The sequence below is a fragment of the Microbacterium aurum genome (genome assembly GCF_016907815.1).
Taxonomy (GTDB): Bacteria; Actinomycetota; Actinomycetes; order Actinomycetales; family Microbacteriaceae; genus Microbacterium; species Microbacterium aurum.
This window is the reverse complement of sequence record NZ_JAFBCQ010000001.1, coordinates 1,741,970-1,756,917: the sequence shown is the minus strand read 5'-3', so window position 1 is coordinate 1,756,917 and position 14,948 is coordinate 1,741,970. Positions and strand designations below refer to the sequence as shown.

Genomic DNA, 14,948 nt, shown 5'->3' with positions numbered 1-14,948 from the left:
GCGGTTGCACCCGGTATGAGCACCGCCATCGTGTACACCGAGTTCGGAGGACCCGAGGTCCTCACCGCCACCGAGATCGCCGTGCCCGCTCCGGCCGCCGGCGAGGTCGCCGTCCGCGTCGAGGCGGCGGGCGTGAACCCCATCGACTACAAGCTGCGCGCGGGGCTGCGCGTGTCGGCGCCGATCACCGAACCGCGCCGCGTCGGGTCGGATGCCGCGGGCATCGTCACCGCCGTCGGCGACGGCGTCGAGGGCTACCGTGTCGGCCAGCCGGTCGTCGTGTTCGGCGCGAACGGGGCGTACGCCTCCGACATCGTGGTGCCGGCGGAGAACCTCGTGCCGCGGCCGCCGCAGGTCTCCGCCTCCGAGGGCGCTGCCCTCGGCATCCCCGTGGGGACGGCCTATCAGACGCTGCGTTCGCTCGCCGTCGGCGCCGGCGACACGGTCCTCATCCACGGCGGTTCGGGCGCGGTCGGCCAGGCCGCGATCCAGTACGCGGTGCTCTTCGGGGCGACGGTGCTCGCGACGACGAGCGACCGTCGCGCCGACCGGGTGCGCGCACTGGGCGCGACCCCCCTGCCCTACGGCGAGGGCGTCGTGACGCGGGTGCGCGAGCTCGCCCCGCAGGGCGTCACCGTCGCGATCGACCTCGCCGGAACCGACGAGGCGCTCGCGCAGTCGATTGAACTCGTCGCCGACAAGAGCCGCATCGCCACACTGGTGCGGGGCAAGGATGCCGCGGGCCTCGGCATCCGTGCCTTCAGTGGCGGCAACCCGGTGCCGCTGACCGACCAGGAGCAGGCGTGGCGCGCCGAGGCGATCCCGGTGACGGTCGCGCTGCTGGCCGCGGGACGCTTCAGCGTCGAGCTCGCCGAGCAGCTGCCCCTGACCGACGCCGCCGCCGCGCACCGCCTCGTCGAGGCCGGAGCCGACGGCAAGGTCGTGCTGGTCCCCTGACCTCGTGCCCCGCCAGCGGCGAAAGACTCTCAGCTGGCGGCGATGAGGTCGCGGTAGAAGCCGATCTCCCGCAGCCACACCTGCACCCGGATGCGCTCGTTGTGCGAGTGCAGCGCGTCGCGCTCGGCGCGGGTGAGGTGGAACGGGGTGAAGCGGTAGACGTGCGCGCTGATGGCCGTGAACCAGCGGCTGTCGCTCGCGCCGAGCTGGATGTACGGCGTCGTCACGATGTTCTCACCCGAGCTCGAATCACTCAGCGCCGAGGCGACCGCGCCGGCGACGCGCCGCCACGGCTCCCCACGCCACGGCGAGACGGGTGACGGGTCGGAGCCGTGACGCACCTCGACCTCGACCTCCGGGTCGGCGATCACGCGGCGCACGTAGTCGGTGGCGGATGCCACAGTGTCGCCCGTCAGCAGACGGATGTTGACCGCGGCGCGCGCGGTCGTGGCGAGCACGTTCTCGCCCGGCGCGCCGGAGAGCTCCGTCGCCACCGCGGTCGTGCGGACGAGGGCGTTCATCTCGGGCCCGAACCGCGGGAACACCCGTGCGAGCAGCGGCCCGGTCAGCGCAAGGTTGCCGAACACCCACCGCAGCGGCTGCGGAGCGTGCGGGGCGAGGGTCGCGAACAGGGCGCGCACGGGCGGCGCGATGCGCACCGGGAACGGATGCCGGTGCAGTCGCCCGATCGCGCGCGCGAGCCGCGCCGTCGCGGGGAACGCGGGCGGCGTGGACGCGTGGCCGCCGCCTTCGCGCGCCGTCAGCAGCGCCGTCATGACACCGCGCTCGGCGACCCCGACCATCGCCGTCGGCACCGTGACGCCTGGGACGACACCCTCGACGACCGCGCCGCCCTCGTCGATGACGAGTCCGGGGCGCACGCCGCGCTCCCGCAGCAGGTCCACCACGGCGCGCGCCCCGCCGCCGGCCGTCTCCTCGTTGTGCCCGAACGAGAGATACACATCGCGGGCGGGGCGGAAGTCCGACCCGGCGAGCTGCTCGACGGCTTCGAGGATCGCAACGAGCGAGCCCTTGTCGTCGATCGCTCCCCGCGCGTGGATCGCGGCATCCACCCCGTCGCCCACGATCTCCGCCGCGAACGGCGGCCGGTCCCACTCTTCCTCGACCACCGGCACGACGTCGTAGTGCGCCATGAGCACGAGGGGGTCGGATGCGGCGGCGCCCGGCCACCGGTACAGGAGCGAGTGCCCGTCGACGATCTCGCGCTCGAGGCGCTCGTGCGTCCGCGGGTACAGGCGTGGCAGCGCTGCGACGAACGCGTCGAACGGCTCCCACTCGATCTCGGTCTCGTCGGCGTGCGACACGGTCGGGAGCTGCAGCAGCTCGCGGAACCGCGCGACGGCGGCGTCGTTGTCGGGCATCACGCGTCGAGCCTACGCCGCGCGCACGCGCCACTAGGCTCGGTCCATGACTGAGATCCGCTGGGGAATCCTCGCCACGGGCGGCATCGCCCACGCCTTCACGCAAGACCTCCGCACGGCGGGTCGCACCGTCACCGCGGTCGGGTCACGAAACGCCGACTCGGCCCGCGCCTTCGCCGCCGAGTACGACATCCCGCACGCGCACGGCTCGTATGAAGAGCTCGTCGCCGATCCTGACGTCGACATCGTCTACATCGCCTCCCCGCACAGCCATCACCGTGACCACGCGATCCTGGCGCTGGAGGCCGGCAAGCACGTCCTGATCGAGAAGGCGGTGACGCTGGATGCCGACGAGGCGATCGCGATCCGCGACATCGCCGCCGGCCGCGGCCTTCTCGCGATGGAGGCCATGTGGACCCGGTACCTGCCGCACATGGTCCGCATCCGCGAGATCATCGCCGACGGCGCACTGGGGGAGGTGCGGGCGGTGATCGCCGACCACACCCAATCGCTTCCCACCGACCCGGAGCACCGTCTCAACGCCCTGGAGCTCGGCGGCGGCGCCCTGCTCGACCTCGGCATCTACCCGGTGTCGTTCGCGTGGGACGTCCTCGGCCCGATGACCGGCATCCGCGCGATCGGCCGTCTCGGCGAGACCGGCGCCGACACCGAGGTCGCGATCGCCGCGACCCACACCGGCGGGGCCGTGTCGTCCCTCGTGGTGAGTTCGCGCGCCGCGGGACCCAACACGGCATCCGTCATCGGCACCGAGGCCCGCATCGACATCGACCGGGTCTGGTACACGCCGACCGCGTTCCGCGTCACCGCGACCGACGGCACCGTGATCGAGGAGTACCGCTCCGAGGTCGAGGGCCGCGGCATGCACTACCAGGCCCGCTATGCCGAGCGGCTCATCGCCGAGGGCCGGACCGACAGCGACCTGCTCCCCTTCGACGAGTCGGTCGCGATCATGGCCGCCCTCGACGACATGCGCGCCCAGCTGGGCGTGTCCTATCCGACGCACCGCTGAGCGTCGTCGAGCCCCCCGCGCCTGTCACACTGGGGATATGCCCGACCTGCAGAACCCCCGCGTCGCCGTCTACCTGGACTTCGACAACATCGTCATGAGCTGGTACGACCGCGTGCACGGGCGCAACGCCTATGCCGCCGACCGGCAGAAGATCATCGCCGACCCCGACCAGCCCGAGATCGCGCAGAAGCTGAAGGACGCGACGATCGATGTCGGCGCGATCATCGACTATGCGGCATCCTTCGGCACCCTCGTTCTCACCCGGGCATATGCCGACTGGTCCTCCCCGGTCAACGCGTTCTACCGCACGCAGCTCGTCGCGCGCGCGGTCGACCTCGTGCAGCTGTTCCCCGCCGCCGCCTACGCGAAGAACGGCGCCGATATCCGTCTCGCCGTCGACACCGTCGAGGACATGTTCCGCCTGCCCGACCTCACCCACGTCGTGATCGTCGCCGGCGACAGCGACTACGTCCCGCTCGCGCAGCGCTGCAAGCGTCTCGGCCGCGTCGTCGTGGGCGTCGGGGTGGCGGGATCGACCGCGAAATCGCTCGCCGCCGCGTGCGACCAGTTCGACGCGTACGACTCCCTGCCGGGTGTGCCGACCCTCGAGAAGCCGAGTGCGAAGAAGACGGATGCCGCGGCCGCGCCCGCCACGGCCGGCTCGCGTCGCCGCAAGAAGCCCGAAGACCCGACCGCCGAGCTGCTGCGCCGGGCTCTCATCCTCGAGCGCGAGCGCACCGACGACGAGTGGGTGCACCTGTCCGCGGTGAAGAACCTGCTCAAGCGCATGGACCCGTCCTTCAGCGAGAAGGCGCTCGGGCACCGGTCGTTCTCCGACTTCGTCAAGGCGCATCCGACGATCGCCGACATCGACGAGACGACCAACATCGTGCGCGTGCGCCTGCACAACGCAGAGGACGCCGCCGCCCCGCAGGATTCCGACGCCGTCTGACCTGCGTGCGTGGTCGCACACCGACTGTGCACAGCTGACCCTTGTACCTGAACCACCTCTCAGGTAACGTCGCTGACCGCGGCATCCCCTCGCCGCGCAGCGCTCTACAAGGAGGTATCAGCGCATGGCTTCAGCCACCGCATCCGGCGCCCCGTACAAGGAATCCAGCCTTCGCCGGGTCGTCACCGCATCCATGGCCGGCACCGTCGTCGAGTGGTACGAGTTCTTCCTCTACGCCACCGCCGCGACGCTCGTCTTCAACATCATCATGTTCCCGCCGTCGGACGATCCGTACACCCCGATCATCCAGGCGTTCCTCACCTACGCCGTCGGCTTCATCGCCCGCCCGCTCGGCGGCATCGTGTTCGGTCACTTCGGCGACAAGTACGGCCGAAAGAAGCTGCTGCAGCTCGCGATCATCCTCGTCGGTGCGGCGACCTTCCTCATGGGCTGCCTGCCGACCTTCGACCAGATCGGCTACTGGGCCGTGGCGCTGCTGATCTTCCTGCGCTTCGTGCAGGGCTTCGCGGTCGGCGGCGAATGGGGCGGCGGCGTCTTGCTCGTCGCGGAGCACTCCCCCGACAAGACCCGTGGCTTCTGGGCCTCATTCCCGCAGGCCGCGGTGCCCATCGGCAACCTGATCGCGACGATCGTGCTCCTCGTGCTGTCGTCGACGCTGTCGCAGGAGGCGTTCCTCGCGTGGGGGTGGCGCATCGGCTTCTGGCTGTCGATCGTCATCGTCGCGATCGGCTACTACGTGCGCACCCGCATCACCGACGCGAAAATCTTCGTCGACGCCCAGAAGGAGGTCGAGCAGCAGGAGCAGGTGCGCTACGGCGTGCTCGAGGTGCTCAAGCGGTACCCGCGCGGCGTCATCACCGCGATGGGCCTGCGCTTCGCCGAGAACATCATGTACTACCTCGTCGTGACGTTCTCGATCACGTACCTTCGCGTCTACCTCGAGATGGATGTCGCCGCGATCCTCACGTGGCTGCTGATCGCCCACGTCGTCCACATGATCGTCGTGCCGCTCGTCGGTGCCCTCGCCGACCGGCTGGGCCGTAAGCCCGTCTACGCGATCGGCGCCGTGGGAGCCGCCGCGTGGGGCTTCATCGCGTTCCCGATGTTCAACACGAAGGACCCGCTGATCATCATCCTGGCCGTGTGCCTGGGCCTGGTGATCCACTCGTTCATGTACGCGCCGCAGCCGGCGATCATGTCGGAGATGTTCCCCACGCGCATGCGCTACTCCGGCGTCTCCCTGGGGTATCAGGTGACCTCGATCGTCGCCGGATCGCTCGCCCCGATCATCGCGACGGCGCTGCTGTCGGCGTACGGCACCTACATCCCTGTGGCGGTGTATCTCGCGATCGCCGCAGCGATCACACTCGTCGCGGTGATCTCGCTGCGCGAGACCAACGGCATCTCGCTGCACGAGGTCGATCGCATCGACCGCGAGCGCCTGATCGCCGAGACCGGCACCGTGAAGGTGCCGACGACGCGCTGACGCGCTGCCTGCCCACTGAGGGAGCGCGAATGGTCCCCTGCACGCCGCGCAGGGGACCATTCGCGCTCCTCGAACCGTCTGAGGCGGCGAAGGGGATCGACCCCACCAGGACGCCGACCGCGAGCATCGCGAGCGAGACGACGCACGCGCGCCACAGCACCTTCTTGTGGTGGTCGCCGAGGTTCACGTTCGCGAGCGAGACGAGCAGCAGGATCGCCGGCACGAGCGGGCTCTGCAGGTGCACCGGCTGGCCGGTGATCGACGCGCGCGCCATCTCGACCGGCTCGATCCCGAAGTGCGCGGCGCTCTCCGAGAGCACCGGCAGGATGCCGAAGTAGAACGCGTCGTGGGACATGAAGAAGGTGAACGGGATCGACAGGATGCCGGAGAGGCCGAGGAACCATGCGAAGGCGAGCGCGATCCGCGGTGCTCGCCGAACTGCCCGACCTGCTGCTGGTCGACGCGTACCTGCCCGACGGCGACGGCATCGCCTTCGTGCAGTCGGTCTCGGTCGACGCCTTCGTGCTGTCGGCGGCCACCGAGGCCGCGACGGTCCGCCGGGCGCTGCGGGCGGGTGCGCTCACCTACCTCATGAAGCCGTTCGAGGCGCAGACGCTCGCCGACCGGCTCGCCCGGTATCAGCGCTACCGGAACCTCGTGGGCGGCGACGGCACGCTCCGGCAGGAGGATCTCGATCGCGCCCTCGCGATCCTCGGCGGCGACCCTGGTGGGTCGGTGTCGCGTTCGGCGACCGAGCAGGTCATCCTGACCGCGCTGGGGACGGCCGAGGCTTCATCGACGGAGATCGCCGAGCGCGCGGGAGTCTCACGCGCGACCGCGCAGCGCCACCTGTCCGCCCTGGCCGCGCGGTCTCGTGGACGTGCGGCTGCGCTACGGCACCACGGGACGACCCGAGCACCTGTACTCGCCACGCGAGCGCTGACGTCGCCCGGGACGCACCTGCGAGCGGCAGGTGAGCGGCGGCCGGCCGCCGGGGGCTCAGCCCGGGAGGAGCGTAGTCGGCCCCGTCCGCGCGGCGATCATGCCCGGGTCGACCAGAGCGCCCAGCACACGAGCAGCGGCTGGAAGAACAGCCGTGCGATGCGCGCAGCATCGCTGTCGAGGCCGAACGCCGGTCGCTTGTCCATCGCCTGGGCGATGTTGCCCGGGAAGATCGCGATGAAGAACGCGGCGAGGATCGCGCCGACCCGCCGACGCTCCTTCGGCAGCACGACGAGCGCGGCGCCCAGCATGATCTCGACGGCGCCGGATGCCACGACCACGCCGTCCTTGTCGATGGGCAGGACATCGGTCACGAGGTCGGGGACTTGCGCCTGGAACTCCTTCCGCGCCCAGAACAGGTGGCTGAGCCCTGCGAACACCATTCCTCCGGCCAGCAGCCAGCGCGTGAACGTCCTCATCGGGCCAGTATGCCGCCGTCGCCATCGAGCCGCATTCGCCTTGTAGACGCCATCGCCATCCAATGGCCGTCGGTAGGGTGGAGGGGTGGGCGATGGGGCGAGATCTGCGATCAGGCGACTTCCGGATGGGACGGTCAAGCAGGTCGGGCCCCTCACCGGCACGCGGGTGTGGACCGTGCCGGGGCGTGCGAACCGTCCACTGGCGACGCCGCCCGAGCACGCCCGCACCCTCGCCCCCGGCGAGGAAGGGCGCCTGTGCGCCTTCTGCAGCGACCGCTACCTCGAGACCACCCCCGAGAAGGCGCGCCTCGTGGGCCCGGACTTCACCGAGATCCGGCACGTGGCGGCATCCGACCTGACCGACACGAGCGCCGAGTTCCGCCGCTTCGGCAATCTCTTCGAGATCGTGTCGGCCGCGTACTGGCGCGAGAACCACGGGTTCCGCCAGCCGGCGGCGGTGTTCGAGTGGGCCCAGGAATACCTCTCCGACCCGGTCGGGCGCGTACACATCGAAAAGCTCGCCGAGATCCGCGCCGCCGCCACCGGTGAGGCCGTGAGCCTCGAAGAGGCCGCGCTCGACCTGCTCGGCGGGTCGCACGACGTCGTCGTCGCACGCCGGCACGTCGTCGACGGCGCCACGACCGATGCCGAGCTCGCGTCGTCGGGAACCCTCACTCGCGACGAGCACGCCGCCTATGTCGCGTTCACGGTGCGTTCGCTCGCCGAGATCCAGGCCGCGCAGCCGTACGCCGCGTACGTGGCCGTCTTCCAGAACTGGCTGCGCCCCGCGGGCGCGTCGTTCGAGCACCTGCACAAGCAGCTCGTCGCGATCGACGAGTACGGCCCGCAGGTCGACCACGAGCTGCGGCTGCTCGCCCACAGCCGCGACCTGTACCAGCGGGAGATCGCCGACCTCGCCGTCGCGGAGGGGCTCGTCGTCGCGGCGACCGACGGCGCCGTCGCACTCGCGGGCGTCGGGCACCGCTACCCCGCGTTCGAGGTGTTCTCGACGTCCGAGGCGAATCTACCGCAGGAGCACTCGGATACCGGCATCCGCGCCGTCTCGGACCTTCTGCACGCGTTGCACGCGGCGACGGGCGTGCACGTGCCGACGAACGAGGAGTGGCACTACCGCCCGCCCGGAGCGCCGTGGCCCATGCCGTGGCGCATCGTGCTGAAGTGGCGCATCTCGAACCCGGCGGGCTTCGAGGGCGGCACGAAGATCCACGTCAACACGATCGACCCGTGGGAGCTGCGCCGTCGCGCCGTCGCCGCGCTGCGCGACCTGCGAGATGCCGGTGCGATCGCTCCCGGCATCCGCATCGGCGATGAGTGCACGCCGGAGGATGCCCGGCTGCGCTACGCGGACGCGCCGTGACCTTCGCGTTCGACGCGCTGCGGCGCTGGCCCGACATCGAGGGCGAGGGCCTCGTCGCCGCGGATGCCGCGGACCGGCTGATCCTCGACGAGTCGGCCGCCGCGCGCGCCGGCGCCGCGACGGGCGACGTCGTCGTGATCGGCGACGCGTACGGCGCGCTGGCGCTGGGTTCGGCGTGGGACGGATGCCGCGGCATCCGCGTGCACCAGGACGCGCTCTCCGGGGAGCGGGCCCTCGCGGCCAACGCCGCAGAGCTCGGGCTCGCCGACGCGGTCGTGTCGCATGCCGAACTCGACGCGGAGCTCGTGCGCGGCGCGCGGGTCGTGCTGCTGCGCCTGCCGAGGTCTCTCGACGCGCTGCGCGACATCGCACGGCTCATCGCGGCGCACGCCGACCCCGCCGTCGTGGTCGTCGCGGGCGGCCGGTTGAAGCACATGACCGTCGCGATGAACGACGTGCTGCGCGAAGCGTTCCACCGCGTGGACGTCACGCACGCACGGCAGAAGTCGCGGGTCCTCATCGCGCGTGATCCGCACGACGGCGGCGATCCGGCGCCGGCGGCGGCGCGGGTGGAGGCGCCGGGCGCGCCGGGAGGCGTCGAGGTACGGGCCTTCGGCGGGGCGTTCGCAGGGACGCGGCTCGACATCGGGACCCGGATGCTGCTGGCCGCTCTCGCCGAGGCGTCGAGCCTTCCCGGCGGCACGAGCGATGACCCGTGGATCGACCTCGCGTGCGGGACGGGGATCGTCGCGGCATCCCTCGCTCTCCGCCATCCTGCGGCGGCGGTGTATGCGACCGACCAGTCGGCGGCAGCGGTCGCGTCGGCCAGGGCGACGGTGGACGCGAACGCCCTGGCGGACCGGGCGGTCGTCGTGCGCGACGACGCGCTGCAGGCACGGGCGGATGCCTCGGCCTCGCTCATCGCGCTGAACCCGCCGTTCCACTCCGGCGCGGCGCTGACGACGGGCATCGCCGAGCGGCTCTTCACCGACGCGGCGCGCGTGCTGCGGCCCGGCGGCGAGCTGTGGTGCGTATGGAACTCGCCGCTGCGCTACCGTCCGACACTGGAGCGCCTGGTCGGCCCGACCCGCCAGGTGGCGCGCGACCCGAAGTTCACCGTGACGGTGTCGACGCGGCGCTGACGGCGGGCCGCCCACGCGCCCTGCTGCGTGGCCTCGCGGGGTCGCAAGGTGTCGCTATGGCACGCCCAAAGCGACCACACGCGACCCCTCGACGCCGATCTGTCAGCGACCGCCGCGCGCGCCCGCGCCTGCCCAGACCGCCCAGGCCACGAGCACAGGCTGCAGGAAGAGACGCGCGAAGCGCCTGGCATCGGTGTCGAGGCCGGGTGCCGAGGTGCCCTGCTGCCACTGGTACAAATTCCCGGGGAACACGGCGACGAAGAAGGCGGCGATCGCGAGTCCGATCCGCCACCGCTCGCGGGGCAGCAGGGCGAACGCGAGTCCGAGCATGACCTCGACGACGCCTGAGACGAGGACGATCGTGTCCTTGTCGGTGCGGAGCACGCGGGTCGCCCAGTCCGGCACGGCGATGCGGAACCCGCGGCGCAGGGTCGTCAGGTGCCCGACGCCCACCGCGACGAGGAGTGCCGCGAGACCCCAGCGCGCGAGCGCGCGCATCAGACGATGCCGGCGCGGATGCCGTCGAGGGATGCCGCGACCTTCGGCAGCCGCTGCGCGAGGGCGCCGTCGAGCTCGGCGAGGCGATCGCGGGCGTCCTGCAGCACGCGGGCGCCCTTCGGGGTGACGTGCAGGTCGCTGGCGGCGCCGGCGTGCGAGGTGGCGTCTTCGACGAGCCCCTCGTCGACGAGCGTGCGGACGGCGGTGTGCGCGGACTGCACCGTGATGTGCGAGCGGCGGGCGAGCTCGGAGAACGAGATGCCCGGCTCGGCGTAGATGTGGCCCAGCAGGCCGAACTTGCGGGTCGTGATGCCGAGGTCCTTGAGGATCGCCGAGAGCTGGCCTTCCCAGGCAGCCGACACGGCCAGCAGCGCGATGACGGGGCTGAAGCGCTGCGGCTGCTGTGTCATGGGCACCATGCTAGCGATCCGCCCGCGCCCCGGGCGTAAGGCCGCGCCGGAAATACCCCCCGGGGGTATTATGTTGGTGTCGGCGAGGCGCTCTCACCCGGGGCGTCCGGACCAAGGAGCGAGATCATGAGCGACCCGCACGTACACCATCAGTCCCCCACGATGACGTCACATCCCGGCGATCACGGCGACCACGCTGCGCACGCCGGGCACCCCGACAACACCGAGCACCCGGACCACACCGAGCACCCGGACCACATCGACCACGCCGGCCACGGCGACCACGCCGGCCACGCCGGGCACGTCGAACGGTTCCGGCGGCTGTTCTGGATCAACCTGCTGCTCGCGGTGCCGGTCGTGGCGTTCTCGCCCATGTTCGCGATGATCCTCGGCTACTCCGTGCCCGACGGGGCGACGTGGATCGCGCCGCTGCTGGGCAGCGTGATGTTCTTCTGGGGCGGATGGCCGTTCCTGACCGGCGCGGTCGGCGAGCTGCGGTCACGCAGGCCGGGCATGATGCTCCTGATCGGGCTCGCGATCTCCGTCGCCTTCGTCGCGTCGTGGGGTGCGACGCTGGGCCTGCTGGATCATGCGCTCGAGTTCTGGTGGGAGCTCGCACTGCTCATCGTGATCATGCTGCTCGGGCACTGGATCGAGATGCGCTCGCTCGCACAGACCACGTCGGCTCTCGATTCGCTGGCGGCGCTGCTGCCGGATGAAGCGGAGCGCGTCGAGGGTGACCGGGTCGTCGCGGTCGCGCCGGGCGACCTGCGCGTCGGCGATGTGGTGATCGTGCGCCCCGGCGGCAGCGTGCCGGCGGACGGGCGGATCGTGGACGGCCGCGCCGAGATGGACGAGTCGATGGTCACGGGCGAGTCCCGCACCGTCGCCCGGAGCGTCGGCGACGCCGTCACCGCCGGCACCGTCGCGACCGATTCCGGGCTCCGCGTCGAGGTCACCGCGACCGGCGACGACACGGCGCTGGCGGGGATCGGGCGGCTGGTCGCCGAGGCGCAGGCGTCGTCGTCCCGGGCGCAGCGGATCGCGGATCGCGCCGCGGCGCTGCTGTTCTGGTTCGCGCTCGGCGCGGCCGTCGTCACCGCCGTCGTGTGGACCGCCGTCGGGATGCCCGACGACGCCGTGGTCCGGGCGATCACGGTGCTCGTGATCGCGTGCCCGCACGCGCTCGGTCTCGCGATTCCGCTGGTCGTGTCGATCGCGACCGAGCGCGCCGCGAAGGGGGGCGTGCTCGTGAAGGACCGCCTCGCTCTGGAAAGCATGCGCACGATCGACGTCGTCGTGTTCGACAAGACCGGCACGCTCACGCGCGGTGAGCCCACGGTCACGCACACGGCTGTCACCGGGGCGACGGATGCCGACGAGCTGCTGGCGATCGCGGCGGCGGCCGAGAACGACAGCGAGCATCCGTTGGCGCGCGCGATCGTCCGAGCGGCGCAGGATCGCGGCGTGACGATCCCCGCTTCGTCGGGCTTCTCCTCCTCCCCCGCGGTCGGCGTGACGGCGACGGTGGCCGGCCGGGAGGTCCGCGTGGGCGGGCCGCGCCTGCTCGATGATCTCGGTGCGCGCGAGGTCGCCGATGCCGAGGCGTGGCGGGCGGAGGGCGCGATCATCCTCCACGTCGCCGTCGACGGCGACGTGATCGGCGGGCTGGCGCTCGCCGACGAGGTGCGCCGGGAATCTCGCGAGGCGGTCGACGCCCTGCACGCCGCCGGCGTTCAGGTGGTGATGATCACGGGCGATGCGGATGCCGTCGCCCAGACGGTCGGAGCGGAGCTCGGCATCGATCGGGTGTACGCCGGGGTGCGTCCGGAGGACAAGGCGGCGAAGATCGGCGAGCTGCAGGCCGAGGGGCTGCGGGTCGCCATGGTCGGCGACGGCGTGAACGATGCTCCCGCGCTCGCGCAGGCGGATGTCGGCATCGCGATCGGTGCCGGGACGGATGTCGCGATCGCGTCCGCCGGGGTCATCCTGGCGAGCTCCGACCCGCGGAGCGTGCTGTCGGTGATCGAGCTGTCGCGCGCGGCGTATCGAAAGATGACGCAGAACCTGTGGTGGGCGGCCGGGTACAACCTGATCTCGGTTCCGCTCGCGGCCGGGGTGCTCGCACCGCTCGGGTTCGTGCTGCCGATGTCGATCGGGGCGGTCCTGATGTCGCTGTCGACGGTCGTCGTGGCGCTCAACGCACAGCTGCTGCGCCGCCTCGACCTGACGCCCGAGGCGAGCGCCCGCGCCGTGCGTGAGCGCGCCGCCTGATCGCCGATCACGCGCGCTGACGCCGGTCTGCGATTTCCGAGGACCGGCGTACCGTGACGCGGGTCCGACTCGAGCCGGGGCAGCAGAGCACGATTCAGGTGGTCGTTCCCGATGCGGATGCCGCCCTCGCGCAGTTGCGCGAGGCGGGAGTCGACGCGGAGGGCGTGGCGGACCTGGGGTGGGGTCGATTCGTGACGTTCGACGACCCCGATGGGAACACCTGGATGCTGCAGCAGCTGCCCGCTCGCGAGTGAGACATCAGGCCTTGGTGCCGCCGGGAGGTCCGAGGATCAGCAGCACGGAGTAGACGGCGACGACCGCGACGGCGATCCCGCCGAACAGCAGCGCGGGGCGCGCGAGGAACCAGGCGAGCGGCCGGTCGTACCAGCGCGCTTGCGTGCCGGCATCCGTCGTCGTGTCCGTGCGCCACGTGCCGGCGAGGAGTCCGCGGCGGTCGGCCCACAGCTCCGCGGGAATGGTCGCGTAGGGTACGACCGCCGAGATGAGCGCCGCCGCGGTCGGTCCGGCCTTCCAGCGATTGTTGAGCGCGACGAGGATGACCGTCGCCCCGTACGACAGGAAGACGAAGCCGTGGATGCCGCCGCCGATCGTCACCGCCGGCGCCCACCCGGTCGTGGCCCGCACGATGATTCCGGCGATGAGCAGCGTCCATGACACGACTTCGGCGAGGGCGAGTGTGCGGAAGAGGGTTCTGGGGGTCGAGAACATAGCTTCAGCCTATCTGAAGCTTTGCCTGCGGGCTGGGAGAAGATCGCGAGCCGACGCACGTCGGCCGGTGTCGCTCGATCGCCGGGACGAACGTCTGCGGGGCGAAGCGGTCGAGCACGGTCACCTGGGCGCCCGCGACCACCGGGGCGAGGAAGCTGACGCACAGCGAGTTGACGTGGAACAGCGGCAGCACGAGCAGGGCGTGGTCGGGCGGAGTGAGCTGGAAGTGGGATGCCATCTGGGTCGCCATCGCCTCGAGGTTCGCGTGATCGAGCATGACGCCCCTTGGGCCTGCCCGTCCATCCGCTCGTGTACACGAGGAGCGCGAGGCGGGAGGAGTCGACGACGGGGTCGACGACCGGCTGGGCCGGTACGCGCCGCATGTGCGCCGCCCGATCGTGGGGATCCGCACCCCGTCGATCGGACCGCCGACGAGCACCGCGGCTCGTGAGTCCTCGACCTGGAACATCGCCTCGCGGGCGGTGAAGGTGCAGTGTGCACCGTCGTCGAGACCGCGCGGCGCGCGTCGACCACGACCACCCGGGCCGCGCCCGTCCGCGTCGCCGCGGCGACGGCGCCGGTTCAGAAGAGCGCGAACGCCTCAGGGAGTGGTCGCCGTCAGCGCCACCGCCAACTCGGCGTGCTCGGAGATCACCGCGACCTGCTCGATCCACGAGAGGCCGACAACGCTCAGCACGACGCGAACGACGACCGGCGCCGCGCCGTCCGCCGAGAGGTCAGGCGAACGAAGGGTGGCCCGCGCGGTCTCCTCCACCAGGACGGCGAGCAGGGGTGGGGCGATGTCCCGGCGGAAGACACCCAACTCGACACCCTCCCGCGTGAGCTGCCGAACCCGACGCCGCAAGGGGCTCAGCGCGCGCACCGTATCGGCGACATGGGCGTCGTCCAGCGCGATGTTGGCAGAGGCACGCACGATAGACGCTTCCTGCCACAGCCGAACGGCGAGGTGAGCGAGCGCGATGCGCGGATCGGGATCACCGGTGAGGTCGGCGATCCGGTTGAACCGCTGTGCTCCCACCGCGATCACCGCGCGCAACAGCGAGTCGCGATCGGGAAAGTGTCCGTACAGCGCCCGCCGCGACAGCCCGGCAGCACGCGCGATCGTGTCAAGCGATGCGTGCGGATCGGAGGCCAGGACCGCTTGCGCTGCCCGCAGGAGCGCATCGCGATTCGCCACGGCGTCTCGACGAACGTTGAGCCGTGGTGTCGATGCCGGAGCGGAGATCCTCGGCGTGGTCTTCATCAGT

General features: G+C 71.4%; 15 protein-coding genes and 2 pseudogenes. 9 read left to right on the top strand and 8 right to left on the bottom strand.

What is annotated here, in order from left to right; all coding sequences use genetic code 11:
• Positions 1-15 precede the first annotated feature (15 nt).
• Positions 16-957, top strand: a complete 942-nt coding sequence (locus tag JOD60_RS08800; RefSeq protein WP_076690285.1) for a quinone oxidoreductase family protein — start codon at positions 16-18, stop codon at positions 955-957.
• Between the two features lie 29 nt (positions 958-986).
• Here JOD60_RS08800 and JOD60_RS08795 read toward each other — a convergent pair whose 3' ends face one another.
• Positions 987-2,339 (bottom strand): M20/M25/M40 family metallo-hydrolase, encoded by a 1,353-nt coding sequence (locus tag JOD60_RS08795; protein ID WP_076692128.1) that lies wholly within the window; start codon positions 2,337-2,339, stop codon positions 987-989.
• 46 nt (positions 2,340-2,385) lie between these two features.
• Between JOD60_RS08795 and JOD60_RS08790 the strand changes: the two genes are divergently transcribed.
• From JOD60_RS08790 to JOD60_RS08780, 3 genes are all read left to right on the top strand, one after another.
• A complete protein-coding gene (locus tag JOD60_RS08790) occupies positions 2,386-3,369 on the top strand; it encodes a Gfo/Idh/MocA family protein (protein WP_076690284.1) in 984 nt (327 codons plus the stop codon).
• A gap of 37 nt (positions 3,370-3,406) precedes the next feature.
• Positions 3,407-4,321 (top strand): NYN domain-containing protein, encoded by a 915-nt coding sequence (locus JOD60_RS08785; RefSeq protein WP_076690283.1) that lies wholly within the window; start codon positions 3,407-3,409, stop codon positions 4,319-4,321.
• Positions 4,322-4,445: 124 nt separating this feature from the next.
• Complete coding sequence (locus JOD60_RS08780) at positions 4,446-5,828, top strand: MFS transporter (RefSeq protein WP_076690282.1); 1,383 nt, start codon at positions 4,446-4,448, stop codon at positions 5,826-5,828.
• Positions 5,829-5,910: 82 nt separating this feature from the next.
• Here JOD60_RS08780 and JOD60_RS16730 read toward each other — a convergent pair.
• A pseudogene (locus JOD60_RS16730) lies at positions 5,911-6,219 on the bottom strand (citrate:proton symporter); the annotation flags it as partial.
• Between the two features lie 11 nt (positions 6,220-6,230).
• On the opposite strand from JOD60_RS16730, the pseudogene JOD60_RS17390 reads away from it, so the two are divergent.
• Positions 6,231-6,398: pseudogene (locus tag JOD60_RS17390) on the top strand (response regulator); the annotation flags it as partial.
• 470 nt (positions 6,399-6,868) lie between these two features.
• On the opposite strand, the gene JOD60_RS08765 reads toward JOD60_RS17390, so the two are convergent.
• On the bottom strand, positions 6,869-7,249 hold the full coding sequence (locus JOD60_RS08765; RefSeq protein WP_076690281.1) for a DoxX family protein: 381 nt from the start codon (positions 7,247-7,249) through the stop codon (positions 6,869-6,871).
• Positions 7,250-7,334: 85 nt separating this feature from the next.
• Between JOD60_RS08765 and JOD60_RS08760 the strand changes: the two genes are divergently transcribed.
• Together JOD60_RS08760 and JOD60_RS08755 are read left to right on the top strand one after the other, a co-directional pair.
• Positions 7,335-8,627 (top strand): DUF4921 family protein, encoded by a 1,293-nt coding sequence (locus JOD60_RS08760; protein ID WP_076690280.1) that lies wholly within the window; start codon positions 7,335-7,337, stop codon positions 8,625-8,627.
• Positions 8,624-9,769, top strand: coding sequence for a class I SAM-dependent methyltransferase (locus JOD60_RS08755; RefSeq protein ID WP_076690279.1), 1,146 nt, complete (start codon positions 8,624-8,626; stop codon positions 9,767-9,769). The genes JOD60_RS08760 and JOD60_RS08755 overlap by 4 nt, the downstream gene beginning before the upstream one ends.
• Positions 9,770-9,871: 102 nt before the next feature.
• On the opposite strand, the gene JOD60_RS08750 is transcribed toward JOD60_RS08755, so the two are convergent.
• Positions 9,872-10,267, bottom strand: coding sequence for a DoxX family protein (locus tag JOD60_RS08750; protein WP_076690278.1), 396 nt, complete (start codon positions 10,265-10,267; stop codon positions 9,872-9,874).
• Positions 10,267-10,677 (bottom strand): MarR family winged helix-turn-helix transcriptional regulator, encoded by a 411-nt coding sequence (locus JOD60_RS08745; RefSeq protein ID WP_232321731.1) that lies wholly within the window; start codon positions 10,675-10,677, stop codon positions 10,267-10,269. Before JOD60_RS08745 ends, JOD60_RS08750 begins: the two co-directional genes overlap by 1 nt.
• A 126-nt stretch (positions 10,678-10,803) precedes the next feature.
• Here JOD60_RS08745 and JOD60_RS08740 point away from each other — a divergent pair, with 126 nt between their 5' ends.
• Both JOD60_RS08740 and JOD60_RS08735 read left to right on the top strand, forming a co-directional pair.
• Complete coding sequence (locus JOD60_RS08740) at positions 10,804-12,951, top strand: heavy metal translocating P-type ATPase (RefSeq protein ID WP_076690276.1); 2,148 nt, start codon at positions 10,804-10,806, stop codon at positions 12,949-12,951.
• Positions 12,952-13,004: 53 nt separating this feature from the next.
• A complete protein-coding gene (locus tag JOD60_RS08735) occupies positions 13,005-13,205 on the top strand; it encodes a VOC family protein (protein WP_372430892.1) in 201 nt (66 codons plus the stop codon).
• A 4-nt stretch (positions 13,206-13,209) separates the two neighbouring features.
• On the opposite strand, the gene JOD60_RS08730 is transcribed toward JOD60_RS08735, so the two are convergent.
• From JOD60_RS08730 to JOD60_RS08720, 3 genes are all read right to left on the bottom strand, one after another.
• Complete coding sequence (locus tag JOD60_RS08730; protein WP_076690275.1) at positions 13,210-13,680, bottom strand: DUF3817 domain-containing protein; 471 nt, start codon at positions 13,678-13,680, stop codon at positions 13,210-13,212.
• 4 nt (positions 13,681-13,684) lie between these two features.
• Positions 13,685-13,957, bottom strand: a complete 273-nt coding sequence (locus JOD60_RS08725; protein ID WP_076690274.1) for an AMP-binding protein — start codon at positions 13,955-13,957, stop codon at positions 13,685-13,687.
• Between the two features lie 324 nt (positions 13,958-14,281).
• Positions 14,282-14,944, bottom strand: coding sequence for a TetR/AcrR family transcriptional regulator (locus tag JOD60_RS08720; protein ID WP_076690273.1), 663 nt, complete (start codon positions 14,942-14,944; stop codon positions 14,282-14,284).
• Positions 14,945-14,948 lie beyond the last annotated feature (4 nt).

Excerpts from the sequence above, each read along its gene's own strand:
- JOD60_RS08800 (WP_076690285.1), top strand. The coding sequence starts at position 16 with ATGAGCACCGCCATCGTGTACACCGAGTTCGGAGGACCCGAGGTCCTC.
- JOD60_RS08795 (WP_076692128.1), bottom strand. The coding sequence starts at position 2,339 with ATGCCCGACAACGACGCCGCCGTCGCGCGGTTCCGCGAGCTGCTGCAG.
- JOD60_RS08790 (WP_076690284.1), top strand. The coding sequence starts at position 2,386 with ATGACTGAGATCCGCTGGGGAATCCTCGCCACGGGCGGCATCGCCCAC.
- JOD60_RS08785 (WP_076690283.1), top strand. The coding sequence starts at position 3,407 with ATGCCCGACCTGCAGAACCCCCGCGTCGCCGTCTACCTGGACTTCGAC.
- JOD60_RS08780 (WP_076690282.1), top strand. The coding sequence starts at position 4,446 with ATGGCTTCAGCCACCGCATCCGGCGCCCCGTACAAGGAATCCAGCCTT.
- JOD60_RS08765 (WP_076690281.1), bottom strand. The coding sequence starts at position 7,249 with ATGAGGACGTTCACGCGCTGGCTGCTGGCCGGAGGAATGGTGTTCGCA.
- JOD60_RS08750 (WP_076690278.1), bottom strand. The coding sequence starts at position 10,267 with ATGCGCGCGCTCGCGCGCTGGGGTCTCGCGGCACTCCTCGTCGCGGTG.
- JOD60_RS08745 (WP_232321731.1), bottom strand. The coding sequence starts at position 10,677 with ATGACACAGCAGCCGCAGCGCTTCAGCCCCGTCATCGCGCTGCTGGCC.
- JOD60_RS08740 (WP_076690276.1), top strand. The coding sequence starts at position 10,804 with ATGAGCGACCCGCACGTACACCATCAGTCCCCCACGATGACGTCACAT.
- JOD60_RS08730 (WP_076690275.1), bottom strand. The coding sequence starts at position 13,680 with ATGTTCTCGACCCCCAGAACCCTCTTCCGCACACTCGCCCTCGCCGAA.
- JOD60_RS08725 (WP_076690274.1), bottom strand. The coding sequence starts at position 13,957 with ATGCTCGATCACGCGAACCTCGAGGCGATGGCGACCCAGATGGCATCC.
- JOD60_RS08720 (WP_076690273.1), bottom strand. The coding sequence starts at position 14,944 with ATGAAGACCACGCCGAGGATCTCCGCTCCGGCATCGACACCACGGCTC.